The sequence below is a fragment of the Acidimicrobiales bacterium genome (assembly GCA_041394185.1).
Classification (GTDB): Bacteria; Actinomycetota; Acidimicrobiia; order Acidimicrobiales; family Poriferisodalaceae; genus JAAETH01.
In genome coordinates, this window is sequence record JAWKIQ010000001.1 from 1,561,213 (window position 1) to 1,577,675 (window position 16,463).

Consider the following 16,463-nt stretch of genomic DNA (forward strand, 5'->3'; position numbering starts at 1 on the left):
CACGTCGCCGATCAGGCATGCGTCGTATCATCGCCGGCGTGTCGATGTGGGAGGTAGTGGCCGAACGGGGTACCCAGGTCGCCTTCTCGGCGGGCCAGGTCTTGATGCGCCAAGGCGACATCGGCACCCACTGCTACGCGCTGGTGGAAGGCGAGGTGCTGGTCGAGGTGACCGCCCTGTCGGGATCCACCGCCATCATCGGCAGGCGGGGTCCGGGGTCGGTCATCGGCGAGATGGCAGCGCTGTTGGCGGCCGAGCGGTCTGCGACCGTAACGGCCCACACCGACGTGGTCGCAAGGGTGCTGCGAGCCGACGAGCTCGAGGCGGCTCTGGCGGCCGAACCAGAGCTGGCCGTCGGCGAGCTCAAGCGACTGGCCCGTCAGCTGCGCGACCTGACTGTGCGCTATTCGGCGCGGGGCGAGGACCTCACCCATCGGGTGCTTCAGATTCTCGAGATGAACGCCGCCGAAACCGGATCCCGGGTGTTCCGGTCGACCCGTGAGGAGCTGGCCGGCTGGGTTGGCGCCACCCGCGAGGCCGTCACCCGAACTCTGCGAGACCTCGAGAAGCAGGGTGTGGTGCGGCTGAGACGCGGGTCGGTCGAGCTGCTCGACGGGGTATGAGGTTGGTCACTTCGTGATCTAGATCACGGACTGCGAAGCCCGCAGCGCTCATCGTTCCCCCAAGGCACTGGGAGGAGCAACAATGTCGCTGATCGAGTCATCCGACCGAACCGAGTTCAATCCGTTCGCACCGGGGTACTTCCAAGACCCGACCGTGCAGCTCGGGTCGATCCGTCAGCAACAGGCGGTGCACCGCAGCGAGTTGCTGGGTGGCTACCTGGTGACCCGCTACGACGACGTCCATTTCGTGGGCCGCGACCGCCGCTTCGAGTCGTCGATCCGCCATGCGGCGTCGTCGCCGGCCATCGACGCCGAGCGGGCCCAGAACGCTGCCGACCCGCGGGCCGAGCTGTCGATGCTGCGCGTCGACGGAGACGACCACACCCGTTTGCGGCGTCTGGTGTCGCGTGCCTTCACCCCCAAGGCGATCTCGGCCCTTCAGCACCGCACCGTCGAAATCGCCGACGAGCTCTTGGACGATCTGGCCCGCAGTGGCGGCGGCGATCTGATCGACGACTACGCGCTGCGCCTGCCGGTTCAGGTGATCTCCGAGATGCTCGGAATGCCCACCGCCGACCTGTCGCTGCTGCGGGCGTGGTCACACCAGCTCGCCAGCACCCTCGACCCTCTCAGCCCGCCCGAGGCCAGGCAGGCATCGGTGGTGGCCATCGGCGAGATGTCCGACTACGTCACCGACATCTACGAACAAAAGCGCCGCAACCCCGACGACGCCATCTTCTCGGCCTTGATCGCGGCCGAAGACGACGGCGAGCGCCTGACCCACGACGAGGTGATCGCCAACGTGCTGCTGTTGTACGTGGCGGGCCACGAGACCACCACAAACCTGATCGGAAACGGTGTGGTCGAACTGCTGGCCCATCCCGAGCAGGCCCGTGCGGTGCGCGAACGCCCCGACCTCGACTCGAACGTCATCGAGGAGGTCCTGAGGTACAACCCGCCGGTTCAGTTCACCCGCCGCATTGCCCTGGAAGACGTCGAGGTCGGAGGTGAGATGATCCCCCGTGGCGCGGTCGTGATGCTGGCCAATGCCGCTGCCAACCGAGACCCCAAGAAGTGGGGCGCCGACGCCGACCAATTCCGGGTCGAGCGCGCCGACGCAGCCGACCAGCTGTCGTTCGGCGCCGGCCCTCACTATTGCCTGGGAGCCGCACTGGCCAGGATGGAGGCCCAGGTCGGCCTGCCACGGCTGATCCGCCGATTCCCCAAGATGGCGGCGGCTGCACCGGTCGAGTTCGAGCAGCGGATGGTGCTGCGCGGCGTCGGTTCGCTCGAGGTCTCGGTCGGCTGACCACCACAAGTACCGGCTTAACGCCGTCCACTCCTGATGCCACGATGCGGGAACCGCTGGACGTAGTTTCCACGTATCGGTAGATTCCGCGATGTGGCATCGGTCCAGAGTGTGGAACGAGCCCTGCTGCTGCTGACCGAAATCGGTCGCGAAGCGGGCGGACTCGTCGACCTGGCCACGCGCACCGACCTGCCCACCAGCACAACGGCAAGGCTGCTGAGCACCCTCGAACAGGCCGGGGCCGTCGTGCGATCGGACTCGACGTATCAGATCGGCCCGGCCATCCAGTCGATGGTTCGCTCGCCCGACGTTTCGATAGGGCTCGAAGCCATCACACACCCTCACCTGATCGAGTTGAGCGAACTGCTGGACGAAGCCGCGTGTCTGGCGATCGTTTCGGGCGACGAGACCGTAACCGTCGACCAGGTCGACGCACCCAAACCGATCCAGGCCGAGAACTGGACCGGCACCAGGGTGCCCATGCACGCGGGAGGGGCGGGCGCGGTGGTGATGGCGACCTGGCCAGACAGCGAGGTCGACCGCTATCTCGCCGGCGATCTGGCAACGTTCTCCCCCAGCACCGTCACAGACCCACAACGACTCCGGATTCGTATTCGCCAGGCCAGGGTGCGGCGGGTGCTGTGGTCGCACGGCGAGTTCGTAGACGGCTTGTCGTCGTGTTCGGCCGCCGTCGTCGACCGCTCGGGACGGGCGGTGGCAGCGCTTTACACCTACGGGCCGTCGTTTCGATTCCCCGCCCAGGGCGAAGCCGACCGGATCGCATCCGCGGTGCTGGATCACGCCGACCAGATATCGGCCCAGCTGGGCTGGACCAGACAGGCGAACGAGGCAACATGACCGACGCACCCGCCCCTCCCCAGCGCCGTCGAGGTCGCCAGCAACGAGCCGCGGCGCCTGCCGGGCCGCCACAGCCGGAGTGGCAGCAGTACAGGCGCACGATCGAACCCACCAGGGTGGTCGGCGAGGACGAACTCGAGTCGATTCACCTGGCATCGCTGGAGGTGCTGCGCGATGTCGGCATGGACTTCCTGCACCCCACTGCGCTGAAGATGTGGGCCGCCGCCGGCGCCCGTGTGCACGACCAAAGGGTGCGGCTGGACCCCGACATGGTGACCGAGTTGATCGCCAGCGTTCCCAGCGAGTTCAGCCTGCACGCACCCAACCCGGCCCGCGACCTGCGCATAGGTGGCGACAACGTGGTGTTCACGTCGGTGGCCAGCACCCCGAACTTCGTCGATCGCCGGGGCGGGCGCCGCAGCGGCAACCGCGCCGACTTCCAGAAGCTGGTTCGGCTGACCCAGCAGCTGAACGTGGTACAGAGCCATGGCGGCTATCCGGTCGAACCCATCGATCTGCACCCCTCGATTCGCCATCTGGAGGCCACCCGAGACCTGCTGACCCTCAGCGACAAGGCGGTCAATGCCTACTCGCTAGGGGGCCAACGCAACGACGACTGCCTGGAGATGCTCCGCATCGTGCGCGGGCTGACCCACGACGAGGTCGACACCCATCCGATCGTTCACACCGTCATCAACGCCAGCTCACCGCTGCGGCTCGACACGCCCATGCTCGAAGGCATCATCCGCTATTCGGCCCGAAACCAGGTGATCATCCTCACGCCGTTCACCCTGGCCGGTGCGATGGCTCCAGTGACCATCGCCGGGGCCGTGGTGCAGCAAAACGCCGAGGCCCTGGCGGGCATCGCGTTCACCCAACTGGTGCGCAAGGGTTCGCCTGTTGTGTACGGCGGGTTCACCAGCAACGTCGACATGCAGTCGGGTGCGCCCGCATTCGGCACTCCCGAGTTCATGCAGGCCGCGATGTTGGGCGGACAGCTCGCCCGCCGCTACGGCATTCCGTATCGCAGCTCGAACGTGTGCGCAGCAAACACCGTCGACACCCAGGCCGGCTACGAGAGCGTGTTCTCGCTGTGGGGCGCCATCATGGGCGGCGCCAACGTGGTGTTCCACGGCGCCGGATGGATGGAGGGCGGGCTGCACGCCTCGCCCGAGAAGATGGTCATCGATGCCGACCTGCTGGGGATGGTGGCCAAGTTCCTCCAACCGCTGGTGGTCGACGACGCCACCCGAGCCGTCGACGCCATCGCCGAGGTCGGCCCGGGAGGCCACCATTTCGGAACCCAACACACCCAGGACCGCTACCGCGACGCGTTCTTCCGCCCGATGATCTCTGACTGGCGCAACTACGAGTCGTGGCACGAGGCCGGCGCACCGACGTCGTACGACCACGCCGAACGCCGAGTGGACGAGCTGCTGGCAACCTACGAGCCGCCGGTGCTCGACGACGCCGTACGCGCCGAACTGAACGAGTTCGTAGAGCGTCGCGTCGCCGAGGGCGGGGTGGCCACCGACTTCTGACGTCACGAAAGGGGGCCACGCCGTGGCGATCGACACGACCGACTGGCAGTCGGAACAGGCCTGGGTCAACACCAGAGCACCCATCACCGCGGCCATGGGACTGCCGTCTTGCGCCTACACCGACCAGCGCTTCTACGAGCTCGAGCAAGAAGCCGTCTTCGCAAGATCGTGGGTGACCGTAGGCCTGGCCGCCGAGGTCGCCGAACCGGGGCCAATGCTGGTGCGCCAGGTCGGAGCTGTCTCGGTTCTGATCACCAGGGGCGAAGATGGCGAGCTGCGCGGCTTTCGCAACTCGTGTCGCCACCGCGGCACAGAGTTGGCCGAGTCCGATTGCACCATCGCCGGCACCATTCGCTGCCCGTATCACCGGTGGGGATACTCGAGCTCGGGCGACCTGATCGCCACCCCGTTCTTCGAAGAGGTGCCCCGCGACGACTTCGATCCGGGCGACTACGGGCTGCTCGCCGTGAGGGTTGCGACCTGGGGTGTGCTGTTGTTCGCCTGCCTGGATGAGCGCACTCCCCCGCTGGACGTGTGGCTCGGCGACCTGCCCCGGCGCATGTCAGGCTACGGCCTCGACGGCTGGCGAATCGCACATCAGGTCACCGTCGAGGTCGACGCCAACTGGAAGCTCATCAGCGAGAACTTCCAGGAGTACTACCACCTCACCTGGGTGCACCCGGATCTGGCCAAGGTCAGCCGGGTGAAAGACCACTATCGCTATCAGGGTCCTGGCATGTACTGCGGTCAGACCACCACGCCGGTCAGCGGCGATGTGCGCGACGACTGGCTGGTGCTGCCTCCGGCGACGGGCCTCGACGACTCAGACGCCACCAGCGGCCGCTTCGTTGCCATCTACCCGAACACGATGCTGTCGGTGCTGCCCAACCACGTGTTCCACATGCGGCTCGAACCGCTGGCGCCCGGCCGCACTCGCGAGACCTGCACCCTGCTGCTGCCGCCCTCGACCCCCCAACTGGGGCCAGACGACCTCTCTGCGACCCTGGGCTTCTGGATCGACGTCAACAACGAAGACATCGACATATGCCAGCGCAGTCAGCGCGGCCTGGCGCGTGGTGGCGCACCCGCCGGGCCTCTGGCACCTCGATTCGAAGAGCCGCTGCACCGCTTTCACAACATGCTGGCCGACTGCATGACCGCCCGGTCGCCCGCCGATCTGGTGGTGCCTGGAGGCGACGACAGCACCGAGGCAGCCCGCCTCGGCACAGGACCCAACCCCAACCCTCCGGCGATCGAGAGGAACCCATGAAAGACCAGGCCCAGGTAGTTGTCATCGGCGGAGGTGTCGTCGGCGCGTCGGTGCTGTATCACCTGGCCAAGGCGGGCTGGACCGACGCCATGCTGCTGGAGCGCACCGAGTTCACTGCGGGGTCCACGTGGCACTCGGCGGGCGGCATGCACACCCTCAACGGCGATCCCAACGTCGCCAAGTTGCAGCAGTACACGATCCAGCTCTACGACGAGCTGCAGCGCGAATCGGGCATCGACGCATCTCTGCACATCACCGGCGGGGTCATGCTGGCCGACACCCCAGAACGCCTCGACTGGTTGAAGATGAGCCACGCCCGAGGCCGCTATCTGGGCATGGAGACCGAGCTGATCAGCGTCGCTGAGGCCAAGGAACTGCTGCCGATTCTGGACCCTCAGTACTTCGTGGGGGCGATGTGGGACGCCAACGAGGGCCACCTCGACCCCAGCCAGATCACCCACGCCTACCTGACCTGCGCACGCAACATGGGAGCCCAAGCCCATCGACACTCTTGGGTGCGCTCGATCGCCAGGGCCGCCGACGGCGGCTGGGACCTCGCCGTCTACGACACCAACACCGACCAAGACAAGGGCACAGTCCACTGCGAACACGTCGTGAACGCAGGGGGTTTGTGGGCTCGCGAGGTGGGCCGCATGGTGGGGCTCGAGTTGCCACTGCTGGCCATGGAGCACATGTATCTGCTGACCGAAGAGATACCCGAGGTGCTGGCGTTCAACGAGCGCGAGGGCAAGCAGATGATGCACGCCATCGACTTCGGCGGCGAGATCTACATGCGCCAAGAAGGCAACGGACTGCTGCTGGGCACCTACGAAAAGGGTGGCGTCCCGTGGTCGCCGCGCCAAACACCGTGGGAATTCGGCGCTCGCCTGCTGACACCAGATCTCGAACGCATCGCCGAGTCGCTCGACGTGGGGTTCAGGCACTTCCCGATCTTCCAGGAGGCGGGAATCAAGCAGGTCATCAACGGGCCGTTCACGTTCGCCAGCGACGGCAACCCGCTGCTGGGGCCGGTGCGTGGGCTGCCAGGCTTCTGGTCGGCATGCGCGGTGATGGCTGGGCTGTCGCAGGGCGGCGGTGTGGGTTTGGCGCTGGCCAACTGGATCACGCAGGGCGACCCAGGCTTCGACGTGTGGGGTATGGACATCGCCCGCTTCGGCGACTTCGCCACCATGGCGTTCACCAACGAGAAGGTGCGCGAGAACTACGCCAGACGCTTCAGCATCACGTTCCCCAACGAGTTCCTCCCCAAGGGCCGCAACGTCCAGACCTCTCCCATCTATGACCGGCTGGCAGCTGCCAACGCCGTGTTCGGCAGCGGCTTCGGGCTCGAGACCGCTCTGTGGTTCCAGGCCGACGGCGAGGAACCGATAGAGCAGGTCACCTTTGGCCGGTCGAACGCGTGGGACCAGGTTCGGGCCGAGACCCTGGCCGTGCGATCGAGCGTGGGCATGTGGGAAACCACCGGGTTCTCGAAGTTCCGTTTCAGCGGACCAGGAGCGCGGGCGTGGCTCGATCGTCTGCTCGCCGGGCGTATACCCAAACCGGGGCGCATGTCGTTGTCGCCCATGACCAACCCTGCCGGCAACCTCATAGGCGACCTCACAGTGGCGTGCCTGGGCGCCGCCACCGGCCACAGCGAAGGCCCCTTCGGCACGGTTGTGGGAGGCGCCACGGGCAACGTGCGCCACCACGAACAGTTCTTGGTATTCGGTTCGGGAATCGCCGAGCGATATTACGAGCGCTGGTTCGACCAGCACCTACCCGCCGACGGGTCTGTCCGTTACGACACCCTCGGCTTCGAGATGACCGGCTTGTCGATTGCCGGACCCAACGCAAGGGCCGTGCTAGAGAAGGTGACCGACGCCGACGTCAGCGCCGAGGGCTTCAAGTTCATGGCGTTCAAGGAGATCACCCTGGGCATGGCGCCTGTGTGGTGCGGGCGGGTCACGTTCACCGGCGACCTCGGGTACGAGTTCTGGATGCCGGCTCGCTACCAGCGACACGTCTACGAGGTGCTGCTGGCCGCGGGCGAAGAGCACGACCTGCGCATGTTCGGGCTGCACGCACTGAACTCGTTGCGGCTGGAGAAGGGGTTCGGAAGCTGGGCCCGCGAGTACCGCCCCATCTACGACCCGTTCGAGGCCGGCCTCGAACGCTTCGTCAAGATGGACAAGGACTTCATCGGACGCGACGCCCTGGCCGCCAAGTACGCCCCGGGTGGCCCTGGGGGCGCCGTGCGGCTGGTGACTTTCACGGTCGACACCGAACCGGGCCGCGCCGGCGTCGACGTGATCGGCGACGAGCCCATCTGGCACGACGGCGAAGTGGTCGGCTGGGTCACCTCTGGCGGCTACGCCCACCACAGCGACGTGTCGGTCGCCATGGGTTATGTGCCGGCAGCACTCGGCGATTCGCAGGGTCCGTGGGAGATCGAGATCGTCGGCGCCAGACGCAGCGCAAACCGCCTCGACCAGTGCCTCTGGGACCCCGAATCGCAGCGCATGCGGATGTAGACCAGTCAGGTCGGTGTTGTACCCCTGAGCGCGGCATCGATTAGCTGCATCGGGTGAATAGTGCGCACCCCAGCCCCGGCCAGGTGCATTGAGCATCCGGGGTTGGCGGACGCAACCCAGTCGGCGTCGGAGGGGATGTAGCCCATCTTGCGCGCCCTGATCTCGGTGGACAACCCGGGCTGCAGAACCGAGTAGGCGCCGCCGGCACCACAACAAAGGCCGTCGTCGCCCAGCTCGACCAGCGTGGCCACGAAGGGGGCGAGCGCCTGGCGCGTCGCCAGATGGACCTTCTGGACATGGCGAAGGTGACACGGATCTTGCACCGCGACGGTGACATCGAGCGGCTTCATCACCGCCGGCAGGCGGTCGCGGTGCGCGGCCACGAACTCTTGCGCGTCGACGACCCTTGCCGAGAACGCCTTGGCGGCGTCAGTTCCCAGGAGGTGGCCATAGTCCTTCATCGCCGCGCCACAACCGGCCGAGTCGACGACGATGGGCCCGTCTCCGTCGAGGGCGGCCATGGTGTGCTCGGCCAACCGTCGCGCGTCGTGACCCAGCCCGGCGTGGGTGTGCAATGCCCCGCAACACGGTGCCGCATCACCTGTGGGCTGCACCCCGAACCCGGCGGCCTCGATGACGCGCTGGGTGGCTTCGTGAACATCGCGCTGCCAGGCATCCATGACACAACCGGTGAACAGCCACACGTCGTCGCCCGAGGTGCGGTGGGGCCGGCGACGCACCGGCAGGTCGGCCGGCAATCCCAGCCGCTTGGGAACCAGCCGCAGCCTGGACGCAACCGCCAGCGCCGACGAACCGACCCGAAGCAACCGGGGACGAGCCAGCGCGGACAGACCGGCCCTCAGCCACCACTTCGCACCCTGGCCCTGATCTGCGAGGCTCTCGCGTGCCGACTCGATCAGGCTTCCGTACGGCACACCGCTGGGGCAGGCCGGCTCACAACCCCGGCACTGCACGCAGGTGTCGAACGATCGCAGCACCTCGTCGTCGACAGGTGCGCCGTCGTTCTGCACCGCTCGCATCAGCGCAATACGACCCCGCGGTGACAACGCCTCGTCACTGGTCACCCGATAGGTCGGGCAGTGAGGCAGGCACAGCCCGCACTGCACACACTTGTTGAGGTCGTCGGCGTCGATATGCAGGTCTATGCGGGTCACAGGACCAGTCCAGGGTTCAGGCGGCCGGTTGGGTCGAACTGTTCCTTGATGCGCCGCGACACCTCGGCCACGGCAGGGTCGGCCGGGCGCGACGGAGGCGGCGAAGCTGTCCACACGGTACCCACGCCGATGCTGGCCACAAACGCCGACCCGCCCGTCAGGGAACCGACCGCCGATGGCCTCATCGACCATCGGTGGGCAGGCAACTCTGGCACTTCGACACCAGTCGTCACATCCCCCATCGATGCCAACAGGCCCAGCTGATGTTCGACATCGTCGGGATGTCCCTCTAGCTCGACCCATGTCGTCGAACCGTCCCAAAGCACCATCGACGGACGATAGAGCGAGCCGAACACCACGAACGGGTCTGCACCCTGTACCGACACCAACTCGGTTCGGGCCGGAACGGGGTTGGTGCGCAAGATGACCTCGCAGATCACTCCGAGGGTGCCATGCGAGCCGGTCAGCAGCTTGGGCAGGTTGAATCCGCTGACGTTCTTCACCACCGGTCCCCCGCCGGCCACGAGACGACCTTCGGCCGACACGTACCGAACCTGCATGACCGCGTCGCGAACCGAGCCGCGGCCAAGGCGCTGCAAACAGTTCTGGCCCACCGCTACCGCTCCGCCGACGGTACCGCCGGGCGCCAACGGCACCCTCTGGCCCACGCCGGCAAGCATGGCCACCAGATCGTCGACCCGAGTGCCGGCGCGCACGGTCACCAGCATTTCCTCAGGCTTGTGCTCGACGATTCCCACCGGGGCGCGCACGACGCGTGCATCTGCGGGCGGCTGCCAGTGGGCGGGCCAACGAGTGCGCGCACCCTCGACCACGATCGGGCCGTCCGATCCGACCTCGGCGGCAAAGGCTTCCAACTCGGGATCGGTGTTGGCCAACACCCAGCTCGCCCGATCGGCATCCGTGCGGCTCATCCGATCGTTCGCCTTCTGGTCGGCGCCAGGCGCCTCCTCCGTGCGGCTCATCCCCACACCCCCCGGGGAACCGACTTGAGAGCCTGAATATCGGCGCACGAGTGCCCGGCCGGAATCACCTTGCCCGGGTTCACCCGACAGAACGGATCGAACGCCTTGCGCAGCCTCTCTTGATGATCGAGGTCGTCTGGACCGAACATCTCGTCCATGTGTGCCTGCTTCTCGAGGCCCACCCCGTGCTCGCCCGACAACGCGCCGCCCGCAGCCAGCGACGCCCTGACGATGTCGTCGCCTGCAGCGTGCACCCTGTCGATGGCGCCGGGTTCACGACCGTCGAACAACAGCAGCGGGTGCAGGTTGCCGTCGCCCGCGTGGAACACGTTCATGACGATGACGCCGTGGCGATCTGCGATCTCGTAGACCTCGGCCAACACGTCGGCCAGGCGAGCTCGGGGCACGACGGTGTCGTGCAGGTAATAGTCGGGGGCGATCTGGGCGATAGCTCCAAAGGCCGTCTTGCGGCCCTTCCACAAAGCCGCCCGCTCGGCGTCGTCGGCAGCGACGCGCACCGACGACGCACCCTGGGCCCGCGCAATCGACGCCACGGCCTCGGCATCGGCCTCTACGGCACCCGGCAGGCCCTCCAGCTCGACCAGCAACACAGCTGCTGCGTCCCTTGGGTAGCCCGCACCCACATAGTTCTCGACAGCGATGGTGATCTTCTGGTCCATCACCTCCATCGCCGCAGGCACCATGCCGGCCGCAACGACAGCGCTGACGGTGTTGGCGGCCGCAGCCACCGAGTCGAACGACACCAACATCGTCTTGACCGCGGGCGGGTTCTGGGTCAGGCGCACGGCGATGCGGGTTGCCACACCCAGCATTCCCTCAGACCCGACAAACGCACCGCGCAGGTCATAGCCGCCAGGTTCGTCGCCGATGTCGCCCAGCATCGCCACCGTGCCGTCGACCAGCACGGCCTCGACCGCCAGCACATGGGCGTCGGTGACGCCATAGGCCAGACAGTGTGGCCCACCAGAGTTGTTGGCGACGTTGCCGCCGATGGTGCAGACCTGCTGGCTCGACGGGTCGGGTGCGTAGTGGAAACCCATGGGGCGCAGATGATTGCTGAGGTCGAGGTTGACCACACCCGGCTCGACCCACGCCACACGATCCACCGGGTCGACCTCGATGATCCTGGTCATCTTGGCTGTCGACACCACGATGGGGGCGCCCAGAGGAATGGCCCCTCCCGCCAACCCCGTGCCGGCACCACGGGGCACCACCGCGCGGCCGTGCGCCATGGCGATGCGCATGATCGCCTGAACCTCGGCAGTGGTCGTGGGCAAGCAGATCGGCCCCGACACCCCCTCGGCGAACACCGACGCATCGTGGGAATACAACGACCGGTGAACCTGGTCGGTTCGCACCCGATCTGGTGACAAGGCGCTGCGCAGCTCGTCGACGACCGGGTCGTGAACGGCCGCCGGCTCGTTCTCGCTTCGCTTCCGCAGCAGCTGACGCACCATTCGGGGTTTCATCGTCCCAAAGCCTGACACAATCGGCGACCATGAAGCTCACTGCTGCGACGAAGCTCACGGGCATGGTCGAGTCATTCCGCTCGGTCGTGCAGTTCCGCCGGTTCGAGACCGACCCCGTAGCAAGACGGTTGAACGGCGCCGCCAACGTCGACGATCTGCGCGCCCTCGCCAAGCGGAGGCTTCCGGCCGGCGTATTCGACTACATCGACGGAGCCGCCGAGGACGAACGGGCCAAGGCCCGCAACCAGGCCGACTTCGAGGGCATCCAGTTCGTACCCCGCGTGCTGCGAGACGTTTCCAGCATCGACACATCGGCCAACATCCTCGGTCGCCGTGCCAGCATGCCCCTGGTGTTGGCACCCACTGGGTTCGGGCGAATCGCCCACTCGCAGGGCGAGCTTGCCGTGGCCCGAGCCGCCGAACGGGCGGGCCTGCCCTATTCGCTGTCGACGATGGGCACCCGTTCGATCGAAGAAGTCGCTTCGGTGAACAGCGGCGACAAGTGGTTCCAGGTCTATGTCTGGAAGGACAAGGACCTCACCGCCGAGCTGATCGACCGGGCCAAGGCGGCCGGGTACACGACGCTGCTGATAACGGTGGACACGGCCCAGCTGGGCCGGCGCGAGCGCGATGTTCGCCGCGGGTTTTCGCTACCCCCCAAGATCGGCATGGACACCATCATCGACGGCATCATCCACCCGAGCTGGACGTGGGATTTCATCAACGCCGAGCCCATCACCTTCGCCAACGTGGCCGGCCGCTCGGTCGGCGATGGCTCGAGCCCCGTGAACCTGATGGCCTACATCAATTCGCAGTTCGATCCGGCCCTGTCGTGGGACGAGATCGGATGGTTCCGCGAGCGTTGGGACGGCCCCATCGTCTTGAAGGGGGTTCAGTCGGTGGCCGATGCGAAGATCGCCGTCGAGCACGGAATCGAGGCGGTGGCGCTGTCGAACCACGGCGGACGCCAGCTCGACGACGCTCCGTCGCCCATCGCGTTGCTGCCCGGCGTGGCCGATGCGGTGGGTGGGCAGACCGAGATCATCGTCGACGGCGGGGTGCGGCGCGGCTCAGACATCGTCAAGGCGGTGTCGCTGGGGGCCACCGCAGCGATGATGGGCAGGCCTTACCTGTACGCACTGGGCGCCGCTGGAGAGCGGGGCGTAGATCACGTGCTGCGTTTCATGGCAGAAGGCATGTCGCGCACCATGGCCTTGGTGGGGGCCAACACCCTGGCCGACCTGGGCCCAGACCTCATCGCCTGATCAACACCCGCGGTGGGTGCCGGGCACGACGTGTTCAGACGGCGTCGTGCAGGGCGGCCGACGGTGCCGGCGCACCGATGCCCAGGATCTTGCAGAGCGCGGCGGTCAACTCGACACGGTTCATCGTGTAGAAGTGGAAGTTCTGCACCCCGTGCTCGGCCAGCCGGCGGCACTGCTCGGCGGCAACGGTGGCGGCGATCATCTGCTGAACGTCGGGCACGTCGTCGACTCCGCCGAACAACTCTGGCATCCATGCTGGGATGCTGGTTCCGCATCGCTGAGCGAAGCCGGCCATCCGGTCGAAGTGGGTGACGGGCATGATGCCGGGAACGATCGGGGCGGTGATGCCAGCCGCGTGAGCCTGCTCGAGGAAGATCAAGAACGCCTCGGTGTCGAAGAAGAACTGGGTCAGCGCACGGTCTGCCCCGGCCTCGAACTTGGCCTTGAGGTTGTCCATGTCGGCCCGCGCCGAGGCGGCGCGAGGATGCACCTCTGGGTACGCAGCCACCGAAATGTCCCAGGTGGACCCGTCGGCCCTGGCCCGGATGCCCTCGACCAGTTCGACCGCGCTGCGGTATCCGTCTTCGCGGGTGCCGTCGGTCTCGCCCGCAGGTGGATCACCCCTGAGCGCCACGACACGTGTCACGCCGGCCTCTGCGTAGGCGTCGAGTACCTCGTGAACGGTGGCCTTGGATGCACCGACGCACGTCAGGTGACCGGCGACGTCGAGGTCGGTCTCGCTCTTGATGCGTCTGATGCTGCGGATAGTCCGCTCCTGCGTCGAACCGCCCGCTCCGTAGGTGACGCTGACGAAGGTCGGGCCGAACTCGGCGAGACGGGTCGCCGTCTTCACCAGGTTGTTCTCGCCGTCGGGGGTGGCCGCAGGAAAGAACTCGAACGACACCGTCATACCTGGCCGGATGCTGGCGGTAGGCCACGGCCTGCGACCCAGGCGCTCGGCCATCTCGTTGCTGATCTCGTCGCCGGCAGAGTCGTTGCCCGCAACCCCGAGTTCGGCATCGTCGGCAGGCCCCGAATGGCTCATCTGTTCGTCGGTCACGAGGCTTCCTCCATATGAGAACTGTCGGCAGCAACAGCGCCGGGCGCAAGGTCGACCGATGGCATGGTTGCGGTCCAGATCGTCGTGGTCAGACACCGACCAGTTTCATCGGTGCGATTGGGCGTGAGGTGAATTATCGAATCGACGTCGAGCCCGACAGCGGCGATCCATCTGGCGACCTCGTCGTCGGAGAAGCCCAGGCGGCGGTGCCGGTGTTCGAACCGCAAGCTCTCGAGATCGTGGGGGGCAAAGTCGACGACGACCAGACGGCCGCCCGAACGCAAGGTTCTGGCCGCCTCGGCGATGGCCGAGCCCGGGTCATCGAGGAAGTGCAGCACCTGGTGCAGCAGGGCCACGTCGAAGCTGGCCCGCGGCAGGTCGATGTCGTACACGTCGCACTGCAACACGCGACAGTTGGCGGCACCGGCATCGTCGAGGTTGGAACGGGCGAGGTTCAGCATCTGCTGGCTCGAATCGATACCTACGCCCTCATCGATGCGGTCGGCGAACAGCGACAGCATCCGCCCGGTTCCGGTTCCGACGTCGAGCATCCGCGAGACGCGTGCATCACCAACCGCGTCCAGGACCGCCTTCTCGATCTGCGAGTCCTCGACGTGCAAGGCCCTCAGCTCATTCCACCGCGGCGCCACCTGCTCGAAGTACGCGGCGGCTTCCTCTGCGCGCCGCTGGCGGATGGCCTCGGCACGGACGAGGTCGCGTTCGCAGGCTCCTTCGGTGGTGTCGAGCATCGCCAAGACCGCCTCGGCCAGCGTGCGCCCGGGTACATCGGCGGTCAGCCGGTAGAACGCGCTGGTTCCCTGTGCGTGGCGATCCAGCAATCGGGCGTCGACCAGGATCTTCAGATGCCGGCTGACCCTGGGCTGACTTTGCCCGACGACCGCACAGATGTCGCCGACCGACAACTCGACGCGGCTCAACACGCTGACGATGCGCAGCCGGGTCGGTTCGGCGACGGCCTTGAGAGCAGCCACCAAGGGATCGACGCTCAGGCGCCCAGCGCGGACCCCGCTGCCATCGTCCTGCTCGGTGCTGTCAGCCTTCATTGCTTGATAAGGATATCTTTATCAAGACATGTGTCAAGGACTTCGTTCGATGTCCTCCCGAACGTGGGGCGCGGCGGTTATCGCGATCACCGACGCGACCAGAGCCAACACCGCCACACCACCGAAGGCCAACCGATAGCTGACCGAGTCGCCAATGATGTACAGCGGCACCGACAACAGGGCTCCCAGCGCATAGAAGATGGTCGACGATGCGTACACCTGGCCCGACATGCCGGGTGGGGCGATCAGGCCAACTGCGCTGAAGTACGGCGCCTGCCAAACCCCGTTTCCGCTGGCCATGATCGTCGTGGCCACTAGTGCCACAGCACTGTTGGGGGCCGAACCCACGACCACGGCCCCGATTGCGATCACCGAGAACCCACCGGCGCACAGCACGGCCAGCCGGCCTACCTTGGCCACGTCGAGATCGTCGGCAAGGCGCGCACCCACCACGATTCCGCCTATCCAACCAACCCCGACCAGAAACTGCGTGGCCCCGCGCTCGGTCGCACCAAAGCCGAACTCTTGCTCGAAATAGACCGACACCAGCTGGAAGATCCCCACCGCCGCTGCCGCCAGGAAGAACGCAGCGGCCCAAAACCGCGGCAGGCTCTTCAGCCTCCTCAGCTCGCCAAAGGCAGCTCGCACCGAGATGTCGCGCCTGTCGATGTCGCCTTGCAATCCCCGTCGGGGCGGATCGTCCACGAACGACAGCACAACAGAAAACACCGCTGTCGGAGCGGCCAGCGCAACGAACGCCCATCGCCAACCCGCCCAATCGGCCAGCACGCCGGCGACCACTCCCGAGGCCTGAGCCAGCGGGTTGGCCAACCGATGCACGAAGAACACCCTGGGATGCACGGCCTGCGGATAGACGTCGCTGAGCAGGCTCGGGTGGATCACTTCGTTCGCGTTGCGTCCGATGCCGGCCAGCAGGCGAACCACTAGCAGCAGTCCGATCGTGGGAACAGCACCCGTGAGTGCCGAGGCAACTCCCCACATCGCGGCGGCACCCAGGCTCAGCTTGACCCTCGACACCCTGTCCGAAAGTCGTCCGGTGGGAATCGCGGTGATCAGGATCATCACCGCCGACAGGGTGGCCACGCTGTTGATCACCGCATCGGTGCTGCCGAAGGCATCCCTGATCTCAGGGGTCAGCGTTGCGTAGGCGATGCGGTCGAATTCGTCGACCAGGTTCAGCCCGGCCAACGCAACCACCGGCAGTACCGGCTGGCCGCCGAGCCACTCCCTCAGCTTGGCTGTCGGCGACACGCCGCGACCATAGTCCGCC

Annotated in this window: 13 protein-coding genes; 7 read left to right on the plus strand and 6 right to left on the minus strand. The window is 66.7% G+C overall.

What is annotated here, in order from left to right:
- Positions 1–17: 17 nt before the first annotated feature.
- From R2770_07145 to R2770_07170, 6 genes are all read left to right on the plus strand, one after another.
- Positions 18–623, plus strand: coding sequence for a Crp/Fnr family transcriptional regulator (locus R2770_07145; GenBank protein MEZ5280232.1), 606 nt, complete (start codon positions 18–20; stop codon positions 621–623).
- A gap of 82 nt (positions 624–705) precedes the next feature.
- Entirely contained in the window at positions 706–1,932 is a 1,227-nt protein-coding gene (locus R2770_07150) for a cytochrome P450 (GenBank protein MEZ5280233.1), read from the plus strand.
- Between the two features lie 93 nt (positions 1,933–2,025).
- Positions 2,026–2,790, plus strand: coding sequence for an IclR family transcriptional regulator (locus R2770_07155; GenBank protein MEZ5280234.1), 765 nt, complete (start codon positions 2,026–2,028; stop codon positions 2,788–2,790).
- Entirely contained in the window at positions 2,787–4,331 is a 1,545-nt protein-coding gene (locus R2770_07160) for a trimethylamine methyltransferase family protein (protein ID MEZ5280235.1), read from the plus strand. The genes R2770_07155 and R2770_07160 overlap by 4 nt, the downstream gene beginning before the upstream one ends.
- A gap of 22 nt (positions 4,332–4,353) precedes the next feature.
- Positions 4,354–5,601, plus strand: coding sequence for an aromatic ring-hydroxylating dioxygenase subunit alpha (locus R2770_07165; protein ID MEZ5280236.1), 1,248 nt, complete (start codon positions 4,354–4,356; stop codon positions 5,599–5,601).
- Entirely contained in the window at positions 5,598–8,135 is a 2,538-nt protein-coding gene (locus R2770_07170) for an FAD-dependent oxidoreductase (protein ID MEZ5280237.1), read from the plus strand. Before R2770_07165 ends, R2770_07170 begins: the two co-directional genes overlap by 4 nt.
- A 5-nt stretch (positions 8,136–8,140) precedes the next feature.
- Here R2770_07170 and R2770_07175 read toward each other — a convergent pair whose 3' ends face one another.
- From R2770_07175 to R2770_07185, 3 genes are read right to left on the minus strand one after another with little or no spacing between them, the layout of a single operon-like run.
- Positions 8,141–9,310 (minus strand): (Fe-S)-binding protein, encoded by a 1,170-nt coding sequence (locus tag R2770_07175; protein MEZ5280238.1) that lies wholly within the window; start codon positions 9,308–9,310, stop codon positions 8,141–8,143.
- Positions 9,307–10,293, minus strand: a complete 987-nt coding sequence (locus R2770_07180) for an FAD-binding protein (protein MEZ5280239.1) — start codon at positions 10,291–10,293, stop codon at positions 9,307–9,309. Before R2770_07180 ends, R2770_07175 begins: the two co-directional genes overlap by 4 nt.
- The gene (locus R2770_07185; protein ID MEZ5280240.1) at positions 10,290–11,783 is read right to left on the minus strand and encodes an FAD-linked oxidase C-terminal domain-containing protein; all 1,494 of its coding nucleotides are present in this window, start codon (positions 11,781–11,783) and stop codon (positions 10,290–10,292) included. Before R2770_07185 ends, R2770_07180 begins: the two co-directional genes overlap by 4 nt.
- Before the next feature lie 29 nt (positions 11,784–11,812).
- On the opposite strand from R2770_07185, the gene R2770_07190 reads away from it, so the two are divergent.
- Positions 11,813–13,048, plus strand: coding sequence for an alpha-hydroxy acid oxidase (locus R2770_07190; protein MEZ5280241.1), 1,236 nt, complete (start codon positions 11,813–11,815; stop codon positions 13,046–13,048).
- A gap of 34 nt (positions 13,049–13,082) precedes the next feature.
- On the opposite strand, the gene metF is transcribed toward R2770_07190, so the two are convergent.
- From metF to R2770_07205, 3 genes are read right to left on the minus strand one after another with little or no spacing between them, the layout of a single operon-like run.
- A complete protein-coding gene (gene metF, locus R2770_07195; GenBank protein ID MEZ5280242.1) occupies positions 13,083–14,108 on the minus strand; it encodes a methylenetetrahydrofolate reductase [NAD(P)H] in 1,026 nt (341 codons plus the stop codon).
- Positions 14,105–15,172 (minus strand): metalloregulator ArsR/SmtB family transcription factor, encoded by a 1,068-nt coding sequence (locus R2770_07200; protein ID MEZ5280243.1) that lies wholly within the window; start codon positions 15,170–15,172, stop codon positions 14,105–14,107. The genes metF and R2770_07200 overlap by 4 nt, the downstream gene beginning before the upstream one ends.
- A 33-nt stretch (positions 15,173–15,205) precedes the next feature.
- Positions 15,206–16,444, minus strand: coding sequence for an MFS transporter (locus tag R2770_07205; GenBank protein MEZ5280244.1), 1,239 nt, complete (start codon positions 16,442–16,444; stop codon positions 15,206–15,208).
- Positions 16,445–16,463: the final 19 nt, after the last annotated feature.

Coding starts and splice junctions, on each gene's coding strand:
- R2770_07145 (MEZ5280232.1), top strand. CDS start 18: ATGCGTCGTATCATCGCCGGCGTGTCGATGTGGGAGGTAGTGGCCGAA.
- R2770_07150 (MEZ5280233.1), top strand. CDS start 706: ATGTCGCTGATCGAGTCATCCGACCGAACCGAGTTCAATCCGTTCGCA.
- R2770_07160 (MEZ5280235.1), top strand. CDS start 2,787: ATGACCGACGCACCCGCCCCTCCCCAGCGCCGTCGAGGTCGCCAGCAA.
- R2770_07170 (MEZ5280237.1), top strand. CDS start 5,598: ATGAAAGACCAGGCCCAGGTAGTTGTCATCGGCGGAGGTGTCGTCGGC.
- R2770_07180 (MEZ5280239.1), bottom strand. CDS start 10,293: ATGAGCCGCACGGAGGAGGCGCCTGGCGCCGACCAGAAGGCGAACGAT.
- R2770_07185 (MEZ5280240.1), bottom strand. CDS start 11,783: ATGAAACCCCGAATGGTGCGTCAGCTGCTGCGGAAGCGAAGCGAGAAC.
- R2770_07190 (MEZ5280241.1), top strand. CDS start 11,813: ATGAAGCTCACTGCTGCGACGAAGCTCACGGGCATGGTCGAGTCATTC.
- R2770_07200 (MEZ5280243.1), bottom strand. CDS start 15,172: ATGAAGGCTGACAGCACCGAGCAGGACGATGGCAGCGGGGTCCGCGCT.